Origin of the sequence: Bacillus cereus group sp. RP32, from assembly GCF_040459735.1 — a bacterium.
In the GTDB taxonomy this organism is placed as follows: domain Bacteria; phylum Bacillota; class Bacilli; order Bacillales; family Bacillaceae_G; genus Bacillus_A; species Bacillus_A wiedmannii.
The window spans coordinates 1,041,708-1,054,487 of the sequence record NZ_JARVHO010000001.1; the positions used below are offsets into that span (position 1 = coordinate 1,041,708).

Genomic DNA, 12,780 nt, shown 5'->3' on the forward strand with positions numbered 1-12,780 from the left:
GAAGCCTCTGCCGATTAGCGGTTAGAGGTTTCTTTTACATAAAGCGAATTTTCGTTCGCTTGGAAAATACATTCTTTGTTATAATTTGTTGTAGAGGTGAAGGACATGTCAAACAAACTTGAAACAGGTATTCAATATATGCAAGAAGGAAACTGGGAAGAAGCTGCTAAAAATTTCACAGAAGCAATCGAAGAAAATCCGAAAGATGCGCTTGGATACATTAATTTTGCGAACTTATTAGATGCACTAGGTGATAGTGAAAGAGCAATTTTATTTTATAAACGTGCATTAGAATTAGATGATAAATCTGCGGCTGCTTATTATGGATTAGGAAATGTGTATTACGGTCAAGAGCAATTTGCAGAGGCAAAGGCTGTATTTGAACAAGCGATGCAAGCGGGATTACAATCAGCTGATGTAACATTTATGTTAGGTATTACACATGTGCAACTTGGAAATGATCGTCTTGCACTGCCGTTTTTACAAAGAGCAACAGAATTAGATGAAAACGATGTAGAAGCTGTGTTTCAGTGCGGACTTTGCTTTGCACGTTTAGAACATATTCAAGAGGCGAAACCTTATTTTGAAAAGGTATTAGAAATGGATGAAGAGCATGCAGATGCGTATTATAATTTAGGTGTTGCGTACGTATTTGAAGAAAATAACGAGAAGGCTCTTACTTTATTTAAGAAAGCAACTGAAATTCAGCCAGATCACTTTTTAGCTGGCAATGGTGTTCGTTTATTGGAGCAAGAAGCTGAATAAGATGAAAATATAGTTTAATGGGTAGTTATCCCTCATCTAAATAGGTGGGGGATGTACTGCTCATTAAAGTGAAACGAACCGGAAAGGAGAGGAAAGATGGGAAATCAACATGCAATGGATTTGTTTGAGGAAGAGAAAAAGTTTATAAAAGCGCAAGTTCTTCATACCATTTTCCACAACGAAGAAAACCTCTATTCCGTTGTCAGTATGAAAGTCATTGAGACGAATGAAACGTACGACGAAAAAAAAGTGATGATAAACGGTCATTTTCCCCGCATGCATGAAGATGAAGTGTTTACATTGACAGGGCATTTTAAAGACCATCCGAAGTATGGGAAACAATATTTAGTTGAAACGTTTAAGAAAGAATTGCCGCAAACAAAAGCAGGTATGGTGCAATATTTAGCGAGTGATTTATTTAAAGGGATAGGAAAGCGTACAGCTGAAAAAATTGTGGATCATCTTGGGGAACATGCCATTTCTAAAATTATGGATGATCCGGATGCGTTACATGGTGTTGTCAATAAGCAAAAAGCGCAAGAAATCTATGAGACAATTGTTGAACATCAAGGATTAGAGAAAGTAATGAGTTTTTTAAATGGTTACGGTTTTGGAACGAAGCTTTCTATTAAGATTTACCAGCAATATAAAGAGATGACATTAGAAGTGATTCGTAATAATCCATATAAGCTTATTGAAGAAGTGGACGGGATTGGATTTGGAAGAGCGGATGATATCGGACGGGCGTTAGGGATATCGGGTAATCATGATGACCGTGTACGTGCGGGTTGTTTTTATACGTTAGAGAATGTTTCACTGCAGCTCGGCCATGTTTATATGGGGAAAGATCAACTTGTAAGAGAAACGATGTCACTTTTAAATAATCAAGAAGGTAGAGTGACTGAGGAAGATATTATAGGTTGTGTTGAAATGATGCAAAGTGAAGGGAAAGTCATCATTGAAGAAGAACGAGTGTATTTAGCGTCGTTATTTTACTCTGAAAAAGGTGTTGTAAAGTCTATTCGCAGGCTTATGAATCAAGAGGAAACCCCTTCATTTCCTGAAGCAGAAGTGTTAAAGACGTTAGGTGAAATTGAAGAACAGCTGAAGGTGCAGTATGCACCGTTTCAGCAAGAAGCAATTCAAACGGCACTTCATAAGCCGATGATGTTATTGACAGGTGGACCAGGAACGGGGAAAACAACAGTTATTAAAGGAATTGTTGAAATGTACGCATCCTTGCATGGTGTATCATTAAATCCGAATGAATACAGTGATGATAATCCATTTCCGATATTATTAACGGCTCCAACAGGAAGAGCAGCGAAGCGAATGAGTGAATCTACCGGGCTCCCTGCTTGTACAATTCATCGTCTGCTTGGTTGGACGCCAGAAGGGTCTTTCCAGCGTAATGAAACCGATCCAGTTCAAGGGAAGTTACTCATTATTGATGAGTTTTCGATGGTAGATATTTGGCTTGCAAATCAGCTGTTTAAATCATTGCCGACTAATATTCAAGTTATCGTTGTAGGTGATGAAGATCAATTACCATCTGTAGGACCTGGACAAGTGTTGAAAGATTTATTGAATGCAGGTGCAGTTCCAACAGTAAAGCTTACTGAAATTTATCGTCAAGCGGAAGGCTCATCTGTTATTCAACTCGCTCATGCGATAAAAAATGGAACGCTCCCGCCAGATTTAGCGCAAAATCAAAAAGATCGTTCATTTATCGGCTGTACAGGAGCTCAAATTGTTGAGGTTGTTAAGAAGGTTTGTGAAAATGCTAAGACAAAAGGGTTTAGCGCAAGAGATGTACAAGTACTGGCCCCGATGTATCGTGGCCCTGCCGGTATTAATGTACTAAACGAAGCGTTGCAAGAAGTGTTTAATCCGAAAAGGGAAAAGAGTAAAGAAATTGCTTACGGTGATGTTGTATACCGAAGAGGCGATAAAGTACTGCAACTCGTTAATCAACCGGAGAGCCAAGTGTTTAATGGTGATATCGGAGAAATTGTTTCGGTGTTTTATGCGAAAGAGAACGTTGAACAACAAGATATGATTATCGTTTCATTTGATGGAATTGAGGTAACGTATACAAAGCCAGACTTAAATCAAATTACACATGCCTATTGCTGCTCGATTCATAAATCGCAAGGTAGTGAGTTTCCGATTGTGATTATGCCGATAGTGAAAAGTTACAATCGTATGTTACGTCGTAATTTAATTTACACTGGTATTACAAGAAGTAAAAAGTTCCTCATTATTTGCGGGGAGGAAGCAGCTTTCCAATCTGGTGTAAATCGCCTTGATGATGCAATGCGTCAAACGACTTTAGCTGGTCGTTTGCAAGAATCACAAGGAGAAGTACAGATGGTAACAGTTAATGGCGAAGAAATGGACGTGGAAAACATTTCACCGTATGATTTCATGTAACAAGGTGAAATTATATAGTGAAACTTTCAAACATATAACGTTGAAAGGCTCCAGCAATGTATAAATGAATGCGGTTTGGACATAATGGCGAATAGAATCTGGGAGACTGTAAGGAGATGAAAGCCATATGTTCATTTGTCCAAATTGCAAAGGGAAAGACATTGGGAAAATAGGTGTCAACCAATTTTATTGCTGGAATTGTTATATCGAATTATCGGTTTCAAAGGGGAAAATCCATACGCATCAAGTAGAGGAAGATGGTTCATTAAGCTCTCTTGATGATTTATTTGATGAGAACGAAAGAACGATTGGATAACGAAAAGGGGGATTTACTTTGAATCTACGCAATTCATTAATCGCATTAGGTGTTGGAGCTGCAGCATATCAATATGCTCGCAAGCAAGATGTATTTTCAAAACGCAATATGAAAAAAGCACGTAAGATGATTAAATCTTATTTATAAGCGTAAAAAACTCCCTTCATTATAAGGGAGTTTTTTTATGCACTTGTATGCAAATATAAAAGTCCGATTTCAGAGAAGAGATAAGATAGGCCGTAACATCCAACGCCAAGCATTCCGTAATGAAATAATTGCTTCGCCCTTTCTTTTCGTGAGGAATGAATAAAGAAACCTTTCCAAATACCAAATCCGATACAAACCCATTCAAGAATCATAAAAAGTGCTGATAATACGAGCATAAATAAAACCATTATGAGCCCTCCTGATTATATTGTTTCATGCTGCGTTCTCAGGGGTGGTTGTCCTTATTATGTTATGTATATGTACGTCTTTACAAAACAGTATGGTCTGCACGAAAAGATTTTAAAACTTTTGCACATAACCTAACCTATTTATTTTCAAAATAAAGGTGGAGGAGGTTTTTCGTGTGAAGAATCTTAAAATCATTTGGATATATCGTTTAGGGTTATTGTTACTTGTATTTCTTTGTTTGCTCGTCTTTTTAAAAATTAAGCCGCTATGGGCACCGATTATTTTTGTATTTAAAGTGGCAATTACACCGTTTCTTATTGCGTGTTTTATTGCGTATTTATTGCATCCTTTAATTGAAAAAATTCATAAAGAAGGGATGCCGCGCACACTCGCTATTTTGCTTATTTACATCCTTTTCTTTGGTGGGATTGGTTATGGAATTTATAAAGGAACGCCAATTGTTATTAAGCAATTACAAGAGATTAATGAACAATTTCCGCAGTTTACAAAAATGTATGATTCTTGGATGGATGGCGTTACGGAACAAACAGCGAACTTCCCGTCCTTTATTCATGAAAAGGTGAAACAAATTTTTGGTGGAGTAGAAACGAAGATACAATCACTTTTAAATAAAGTGATGAGCACAGCCCGTGGCGTATTGGACTCGTTGCTTATTATTTTCTTAATACCGTTCATTGTATTTTACATATTAAAAGATTACGGTGAGTTTTATAATATTTTTTGGAAACTAGTCCCGAGTAAGTGGCGTAGTACAGGGCAAATACTGGCGAAAGAAATTGATAAGTCACTCGGAAGTTATATTCGAGGACAGTTATTTGTTTGCTTAGTATTAGGGGGAGTATCTGTTCTTTCTTTTTGGTTTATCGGTATGAAATATCCATTATTACTCGGCATTATTATTGGGGTAACGGATATAATCCCGTACTTCGGTCCTATTTTAGGGGCGATTCCGACATTGATGATTGCGGCAACGGTATCAACGAGTTTACTCATTAAGGCGGGAATTACGATTGCTATTTTGCAATTTTTGGAAAGTAACATTTTATCACCTTACATCGTTGGTAAGTCACTTCGTATGCATCCGGTTATTATTATGCTTGCATTATTAGTTGGGGGAGAAGTGGCAGGAATTGTAGGGTTATTAATATCAGTTCCTGTTTTAGCGGTCATTCGTACGGTGATCGTTCATGTAAGGCCTCTTTGGAAAAAAGAAGATGTGTAATATGATAGCCCTCTGCTTATAAAAGTAGAGGGCTATCATTATTTAGAGAGTTGCTCGTGTATTTGTTGAACGAGAGAGCTTACATCATTTGTTTGAATATGTTTTATTTTTTTCCATTCATTATCGTACATAAATATAATTTGATTGCTGAAAAGACGCTTTTGCACTTTTAGATTAGAAATGTTTGCAAAAGAGTACTCTTCAAATATTGGGTTCTTACTTACATCTGGTCCATAAAAGAAGAGCCGTTTGTTTGTTAAAATTAACAGTCCTGGTCTTGCAACGGAACGATAAATAAATATATTTAATGAACATGCAGTGTAAAATAATATCGTTTCGTCAGTCGTTAATATGTTTTTAGCCTTGTTCAATAAAGTTGTCATTTTGCTCGCTTCTTTATTATTGATAATTTAATTATAACAAAAATATAATATTTCGAAAAAAATATAGAGGTAGTACAATTTATTAATAAATGCATAATATATTGAAAGGCTGTTAAGAATGAATAGTAGAATAACTATGGTTAATGCAATATAAATGATTATCTACATTGACAAACTTAAGAGAATTCTATTATATTTAGTCATATAATACATTAAATCAATGACGGAAAAAGTACGTTACAGTCCATTTATAGAGAGAAGCTTCCATATGGCTGAAAGAAGCTTTAAATGAAGGGTAACAGAAAGCTAATCCTGAGAGCAGCTAATCACTGCCGTCTTGCCACGTTACGGCACCATGAGGTGATGAATTGATTGTTATAATAATCAATTCATAATTAGGGTGGTATCGCGAGTTAACTCTCGTCCCTTTTATAGGGGCGGGAGTTTTTTATATTTAAGGAGGAAAATACAATGAAACAACTAACAGGCGCACAAATTCGTCAAATGTTTTTAGACTTTTTCCAAGAAAAAGGACATGCAGTAGAACCTAGTGCATCACTAGTTCCGCATGAAGATCCATCTCTGTTATGGATTAACAGTGGTGTAGCGACATTAAAAAAATATTTTGATGGACGTGTAATCCCGCAAAATCCACGTATTACAAATGCTCAAAAATCAATTCGTACAAACGATATTGAAAACGTAGGGAAAACAGCTCGTCACCATACATTCTTTGAAATGTTAGGAAACTTCTCAATCGGTGATTACTTTAAAGAAGAAGCAATTACTTGGGCTTGGGAATTCTTAACGAGCGACAAATGGATCGGATTCGATAAAGAATTACTATCAGTTACAATCCATCCAGAAGATGAAGAAGCATTCACAATTTGGAATGAAAAAATGGGTGTTCCAAAAGAGCGCATCATCCGTTTAGAAGAAAACTTCTGGGATATCGGTGAAGGACCAAGCGGACCGAATACAGAGATTTTCTATGACCGCGGAGAAGCTTACGGTAATGACTTTAGTGACCCAGAATTATATCCAGGCGGAGAAAACGAGCGTTACTTAGAAGTATGGAACCTTGTATTCTCTCAATTTAATCATAATCCAGACGGTTCATATACACCGCTTCCTAAGAAAAACATCGATACAGGGATGGGTCTAGAGCGTATGACATCTATCGTTCAAGATGTACCTACAAACTTTGACACAGACTTATTCATGCCGATGATTGGCGCAACAGAATCAATTTCTGGTGAGAAGTATCGTGATGGTGACTTAGAAAAAGATATGGCGTTTAAAGTAATTGCTGACCATATCCGTACAGTAACATTTGCTGTAGGTGACGGTGCTCTTCCATCTAACGAAGGCCGTGGTTATGTATTACGTCGTTTATTACGCCGCGCGGTTCGTTATTCGAAGAAATTAAACATCAACCGTCCATTCATGTTTGAATTAGTGCCGGTTGTTGGAGAAGTAATGAAAGACTTCTACCCAGAAGTACTTGAAAAGAAAGGTTTCATAGCAAAAGTTGTGAAAAACGAAGAAGAGCGTTTCCATGAAACACTTCATGATGGGGAAGCAATTTTAGCTGAAGTTATCACAAAAGCAAAAGAAGAGAAAACAACTGTTATCTCGGGAGTAGATGCGTTCCGTCTATATGACACATACGGTTTCCCGATTGAATTAACTGAAGAATATGCAGAAGAAGCTGGTATGACAGTTGATCAGGAAGGCTTTGAAAGTGAAATGGAAAAACAACGTGAGCGTGCACGTGCTGCTCGTCAAGACGTTGATTCTATGCAAGTTCAAGGCGGTGTCCTTGGAGAAGTGAAAGTAGCGAGCGAGTTCGTTGGTTACGGTACAGTTGCAACAGAAAGTAACGTTGTTGCACTTGTGAAAAACGGTGAATACACAGATAGCTTACAAGCTGGTGAAGAAGGGCAATTAATGCTTGATGTAACACCATTCTATGCTGAGAGCGGTGGACAAATTGCAGACCGTGGTTACCTTCTTGCTGACGGCTTGAAAGTACTTGTAAAAGACGTACAAAAAGCACCAAATGGTCAAAACTTACACAAAGTTGTTGTTGAAGAAGGTACATTAACGAAAGATTCGGCTGTGAAAGCTATTATCGACACGAAAAACCGCAGTAGCGTTGTGAAAAACCATACAGCAACTCACTTACTACACCAAGCATTAAAAGACGTACTTGGAACGCATGTTAACCAAGCAGGTTCTCTTGTAACTTCTGAACGTTTACGCTTTGATTTCTCTCACTTCGGTCAAGTACAAGCTGACGAATTAGAAAAAATTGAGCGTATGGTAAACGAGAAAATTTGGGAAAGTATTGATGTTGAGATTTCTCAAAAAGCAATTGAAGAAGCGAAAGAAATGGGCGCAATGGCATTATTCGGTGAAAAATATGGTGATGTTGTACGCGTTGTACAAGTAGGCGATTACAGCTTAGAGCTTTGCGGTGGTTGTCACGTTGATAACACAGCTTCAATCGGTATTTTCAAAATCGTTGCTGAGTCTGGTATCGGTGCAGGAACGCGTCGTATTGAAGCAGTAACTGGTAAATCTGCATACGAATTAATGAACGATCAAGTAGGTTTATTAAAAGAAGCAGCAGGAAAAATGAAAACAAATCCGAAAGATATTTTAACAAGAGTGGATGGTTTATTTGCTGAAGTAAAACAACTTCAAAAAGAAAACGAATCTCTTGCTGCAAAATTAAGCAATATTGAAGCTGGAAACTTAACTGATTCAGTAATGACAGTTGATGGAGTAAACGTATTAGCAGCGAAAGTAAACGTTGCAGATATGAACAACTTACGTACGATGATGGATGACCTGAAAAATAAATTAGAGTCTGCAGTTGTCGTATTAGCGTCTGTAAATGATGATAAAGTAAACATCTTAGCTGGCGTAACGAAAGATTTAATTAGCCAAGGTTACCATGCTGGTAAACTTGTGAAAGAAGTAGCTTCTCGTTGTGGCGGCGGCGGTGGTGGCCGTCCTGACATGGCTCAAGCAGGCGGTAAAAACCCAGCGCAAGTTGAGGAAGCTTTAGCATTTGTACAAGAGTACGTTAAATCTGTTTCAAAATAAAGAGATAGTAGTGTACAATGGTAGGGAGAGGAGAAGTTCTTCTCCCTATACTTACTATATAAGTGAGGTGCTTGAAATGGACGGTTTTGATAAAACAATGAAGTTTAGCATTCAAGATGAAAAACAGAGTGTCCATGTAAATGATGTACTTTTAACTGTGTATGATGCACTTCAAGAAAAAGGCTATAATCCGATTAACCAAATCGTCGGTTATTTATTAAGTGGAGACCCAGCATACATACCTCGCCATAAAGATGCACGAAGCATCATTCGCAAGCTTGAACGTGATGAGTTAATTGAAGAGCTTGTGAAGTCGTACTTGAAACATCATCGTGAGGAGTAGTTTATGCGGATATTAGGTTTAGATGTAGGTACAAAAACAGTCGGAGTTGCAATGAGCGACGAAATGGGCTGGACAGCGCAAGGGCTGGAAACAATCAGGATTAACGAAGAACGAGGCCACTTTGGTTTTGACCGTATTTCTGAGTTAGTAAAGCAGTACAATGTGGACAAAATAGTAGTAGGTTTACCTAAAAATATGAATGGTACAATTGGCCCACGTGGTGAAGCGTGCCAGCAATTTGCAGAAAACCTGCGAAATCTGTTACAATTAGAAGTTGTAATGTGGGACGAGCGTTTGTCAACGATGGCAGCGGAACGTCTGCTCATTTCAGCTGATGTGAGTCGTAAGAAGCGAAAACAGGTAATCGATAAGATGGCTGCAGTCGTAATCTTACAAGGGTTTTTAGATAGTAAATAAGAGGTGACCAAAATGGAAGAAAATCAAATTACAATTGTAGACGAAAAAGGTAACGAACATTTATGTGAAATTATTTTCACTTTTGATGCTGAAAAATTTGGAAAAAAATCATACGTAGTCTTCTCTCCAATCGGTGAAGTAGACGAAGATGGAGACCCAATTTATGATGCAATGGCTTATGAGCAAAATGAAGAAGAGGGCGGAAGTTTACTTCCAATCGAATCTGAAGAAGAGTGGGAAATGGTACAAGAAATGTTCAACACTCTAGCTGATGAGCAAGAAGCTGAATAATAAGTACTGAAAAGGTGGACGACATATAGTCCATCTTTTTTTATATGTAAAATGAAAGATTTTTTGTCGAAACTGTGTAATCCTTTGTAGTATAATGAGACGGATTGTAGAAAAATAAAGTGTCTATCTAAAAAAGATAAATAAATTTATTGTGTTTTTATATCGTGTTGTGTAGAAAGATATACATACGGTCTACAATTTAATTGAGGAGGAAGAGTGTTGATAGAGAATCAAGTGAAAAAAAAGCGTAGACGTCTTTTTTTATTTTCGATTATTGCACTGCTTTTAGTTTGTGGTTCAGTCTATGCGTATATTTCATCCGCATTAGGACCAGTTGATAGCGGGAATAAAAAAGAGGTTGAAGTAGAAATTCCAAAAGGATCATCTACTAGTAAAATTGGTGAGATTTTAGAAGAAAAAGGTGCTGTGAAAAACGGTACAGTTTTTAGTTTTTATACAAAGGCTAAATCGAAAAATTTACAAGCGGGTACATATTTATTAAATCCTTCAATGAGTGCCTCAGATGTTATTGAACAAATGTCATCTGGTAATGTACATCGTCCAGCTCTTTATAAAGTGACGATAAAAGAAGGTGCACAAGTAACTGAAATTGCAGAAACGGTTGCAAACGAATTAAAGTGGAATAAAGATGATGTCGTACGTCAATTGAACGATAAAGCATTTATTCAAAAAATGCAGCAAAAGTATCCGAAGTTGTTAACGGATAAAATCTTTGATAGCAATATTAAATATCCATTAGAAGGTTATTTATATCCTGCGACGTACTCTTTCTATAAAAAAGATACGACGTTAGAAGAAATTATAATTCCAATGCTTGAGAAAACGAATGCAATCATTGTTCAAAACGAGGCGAAAATGAAAGCGAAAAACTGGGATGTTCATCAGCTTTTAACATTGTCTGCACTTATTGAAGAAGAGGCAACAGGCTTTACAGATCGTCAAAAAATCTCTAGTGTCTTTTATAATCGTTTGGAAAAAGGTATGCCCCTGCAAACTGATCCAACGGTATTATATGCACTTGGAAAGCATAAACAACGTGTATTATACGAAGATTTAAAGATAAACTCACCGTACAATACGTATGTTGTGAAAGGATTGCCAGTTGGTCCGATTGCAAACTCTGGTAAACATTCAGTGGAGGCGGCGTTAGAACCTGCGCAAACAGATTATTATTATTTCTTAGCTGCACCAACTGGTGAAGTGTACTATGCGAAAACATTGGAAGAGCATAATGCATTAAAACAAAAATATATTACGAAAAAACAGTGAAATGGAGAGGGATAGCGAAAAAGGTCGCACATCCCTCTTTTTTGTGGTAAAATATATCGGGTTAAAAACTGGCAGAAGAATCGTTTTTAATATCAAAACGGGACGTACAAGCTAAAGGTGAAACTGGCTTGTATTTTTATTGCATTCTATGTGTGAAAAGACGTCATAGAGGCACTTCTCCATGTAAATAAGGAGGACTATTATGGAGGATGCAGTTAACGAGTACCTATTATCATTTATTGATCCAAAAGATAAATTAATTCTTGAAATGGAAGATTATGCGAAAGAAAATCATGTGCCGATTATGGATCGACTTGGAATGGAATTTATGTTGCAATTTTTACGTTTAATTGGACCAAAAAGCATTTTAGAGCTTGGTACAGCAATTGGTTATTCTAGTATTCGTATGATGCAAGCTATTCCAAATTCTCACATTGTGACAGTTGAACGCAATCGCGAGCGATATGAAAAAGCACTTGAATATATAGAATGTTCACCAGTTAAAGAGCGTATTTCCGTTATTTACGGTGATGCGTTAGAAACAGGCGAGCAAGTAGAAAAACATGGAACGTTTGACGTTATTTTTATTGATGCAGCAAAAGGACAATATCGTCGCTTTTTTGACTTATATGAACCGTTATTAAACCCTGGTGGTGTAATTATTTCAGATAATGTTATGTACCATGGCCTTGTAACGACAAAAGAGAAAATTGAAAACAGACGTACACGTGGTTTAATTCGTCGTATTAAGACGTACAATGAATGGCTTATGAACCATGAAGGATATGATACAACGATTTTCCCAATTGGTGATGGAGTAGCTGTTAGTAAAAAGAGAGGGTGACCAAGGTATGAAGAAACCTGAATTGTTAGTAACGCCAAAAGCAGTAGTGGATATCGAACCTCTTGCGAAAGCAGGAGCAGATGCGGTAATGATCGGTGAGCAAAAGTTTGGTTTACGTTTAGCAGGGGAATTTTCACGTGAAGATGTGAAACAAGCTGTGAAGATTGCGCATGAAAATGGTGTAAAAGTATACGTAGCAATGAACGCTATGTTCCACAATGATAAAGTAGACGAATTAACAGATTATGTTGCATTTTTAAACGAAGTAAGTGTAGATGCAATTGTTTTCGGAGACCCAGCAGTATTAATGGCGGTCCGAGAAGTAGCACCAAATATGCAATTGCACTGGAATACAGAAACAACAGCAACAAACTGGTTTACTTGTAACTACTGGGGACAAAGAGGAGCAAAACGAGCTGTATTAGCTCGTGAGCTTAGCTTAGATGAAATTGTTGAATTAAAAGAAAATGCTGAAGTGGAACTTGAAGTACAAATTCACGGTATGACTTGTATGTTCCAATCGAAGCGTTCCTTAGTAGGAAACTACTTTGAGTATCAAGGACGTAATCTTGACATTGAAAAGAAAAAATATGAAGAGAATATGTTCTTATATGACCCAGAGCGTAACAATAAATATCCAATTTATGAAGATGAAAATGGTACTCACATTATGAGTCCAAACGATATTTGTTTCATCGATGAGTTAGAAGAACTAATTGACGCTGAAGTCGCTAGCTTAAAAGTTGATGGTGTACTAAAAAGCTCTGCATACATTATTGAGGTAACGAAGAAATATCGTAAAGCAATTGATTTATGTGTAGAAGATCGTGATGCGTATTATGACGTGAAAGACGATTTATATAAAGAGATAGAAGAAATGCAACCAGTAAATCGTCCGTTAGATACAGGATTCTTCTTTAAAGAGACGGTTTACTAAACGAGGAG

Annotated in this window: 14 protein-coding genes and 1 other annotated feature; of the genes, 12 read left to right on the forward strand and 2 right to left on the reverse strand. The window is 37.1% G+C overall.

All coding sequences use genetic code 11. From position 1 onward, the window contains the following. Positions 1 to 105 precede the first annotated feature (105 nt). The 4 genes from QCI46_RS05360 (at position 106) to QCI46_RS05375 (ending at position 3,661) form a co-directional block, all read left to right on the forward strand. Positions 106 to 765, forward strand: a complete 660-nt coding sequence (locus QCI46_RS05360) for a tetratricopeptide repeat protein (RefSeq protein ID WP_000066386.1) — start codon at positions 106 to 108, stop codon at positions 763 to 765. A gap of 96 nt (positions 766 to 861) precedes the next feature. Continuing rightward, the gene (gene recD2, locus QCI46_RS05365) at positions 862 to 3,198 is read left to right on the forward strand and encodes an SF1B family DNA helicase RecD2 (protein WP_353839753.1); all 2,337 of its coding nucleotides are present in this window, start codon (positions 862 to 864) and stop codon (positions 3,196 to 3,198) included. 127 nt (positions 3,199 to 3,325) lie between these two features. Beyond that, positions 3,326 to 3,514: a hypothetical protein gene (locus tag QCI46_RS05370; RefSeq protein WP_000469281.1), complete on the forward strand. Its 189-nt coding sequence runs from the start codon at positions 3,326 to 3,328 to the stop codon at positions 3,512 to 3,514. An 18-nt stretch (positions 3,515 to 3,532) separates the two neighbouring features. Next, on the forward strand, positions 3,533 to 3,661 hold the full coding sequence (locus tag QCI46_RS05375) for a YrzQ family protein (protein ID WP_001053553.1): 129 nt from the start codon (positions 3,533 to 3,535) through the stop codon (positions 3,659 to 3,661). A gap of 35 nt (positions 3,662 to 3,696) precedes the next feature. On the opposite strand, the gene QCI46_RS05380 is transcribed toward QCI46_RS05375, so the two are convergent. Further along, the gene (locus QCI46_RS05380; RefSeq protein WP_327958365.1) at positions 3,697 to 3,909 is read right to left on the reverse strand and encodes a hypothetical protein; all 213 of its coding nucleotides are present in this window, start codon (positions 3,907 to 3,909) and stop codon (positions 3,697 to 3,699) included. Between the two features lie 176 nt (positions 3,910 to 4,085). On the opposite strand from QCI46_RS05380, the gene QCI46_RS05385 reads away from it, so the two are divergent. Next, the gene (locus tag QCI46_RS05385) at positions 4,086 to 5,153 is read left to right on the forward strand and encodes an AI-2E family transporter (protein WP_353839754.1); all 1,068 of its coding nucleotides are present in this window, start codon (positions 4,086 to 4,088) and stop codon (positions 5,151 to 5,153) included. 38 nt (positions 5,154 to 5,191) lie between these two features. On the opposite strand, the gene QCI46_RS05390 is transcribed toward QCI46_RS05385, so the two are convergent. Then, positions 5,192 to 5,536: a PH domain-containing protein gene (locus QCI46_RS05390; RefSeq protein WP_064474724.1), complete on the reverse strand. Its 345-nt coding sequence runs from the start codon at positions 5,534 to 5,536 to the stop codon at positions 5,192 to 5,194. Between the two features lie 211 nt (positions 5,537 to 5,747). Then, positions 5,748 to 5,967, forward strand: a binding site (T-box leader). A gap of 40 nt (positions 5,968 to 6,007) precedes the next feature. Between QCI46_RS05390 and alaS the strand changes: the two genes are divergently transcribed. The 7 genes from alaS to QCI46_RS05425 all read left to right on the forward strand — a co-directional run bounded on the left by alaS (position 6,008) and on the right by QCI46_RS05425 (position 12,772). Then, positions 6,008 to 8,650 carry an alanine--tRNA ligase gene (gene alaS / locus QCI46_RS05395; protein WP_353839755.1) on the forward strand — a complete coding sequence of 881 codons (2,643 nt, stop codon included), beginning with the start codon at positions 6,008 to 6,010 and terminating at the stop codon, positions 8,648 to 8,650. A gap of 76 nt (positions 8,651 to 8,726) precedes the next feature. After that, complete coding sequence (locus QCI46_RS05400; protein ID WP_000348590.1) at positions 8,727 to 8,993, forward strand: IreB family regulatory phosphoprotein; 267 nt, start codon at positions 8,727 to 8,729, stop codon at positions 8,991 to 8,993. Between the two features lie 3 nt (positions 8,994 to 8,996). Next, entirely contained in the window at positions 8,997 to 9,410 is a 414-nt protein-coding gene (gene ruvX, locus QCI46_RS05405) for a Holliday junction resolvase RuvX (protein ID WP_001221204.1), read from the forward strand. A gap of 12 nt (positions 9,411 to 9,422) precedes the next feature. Further along, positions 9,423 to 9,701, forward strand: coding sequence for a DUF1292 domain-containing protein (locus QCI46_RS05410; RefSeq protein WP_000392245.1), 279 nt, complete (start codon positions 9,423 to 9,425; stop codon positions 9,699 to 9,701). A gap of 219 nt (positions 9,702 to 9,920) precedes the next feature. After that, positions 9,921 to 10,991 carry an endolytic transglycosylase MltG gene (gene mltG / locus QCI46_RS05415; RefSeq protein WP_064474726.1) on the forward strand — a complete coding sequence of 357 codons (1,071 nt, stop codon included), beginning with the start codon at positions 9,921 to 9,923 and terminating at the stop codon, positions 10,989 to 10,991. Between the two features lie 202 nt (positions 10,992 to 11,193). Continuing rightward, positions 11,194 to 11,835, forward strand: a complete 642-nt coding sequence (locus QCI46_RS05420; protein ID WP_000389088.1) for an O-methyltransferase — start codon at positions 11,194 to 11,196, stop codon at positions 11,833 to 11,835. Positions 11,836 to 11,842: 7 nt separating this feature from the next. Next, positions 11,843 to 12,772: a peptidase U32 family protein gene (locus QCI46_RS05425; protein WP_000742789.1), complete on the forward strand. Its 930-nt coding sequence runs from the start codon at positions 11,843 to 11,845 to the stop codon at positions 12,770 to 12,772. Positions 12,773 to 12,780 lie beyond the last annotated feature (8 nt).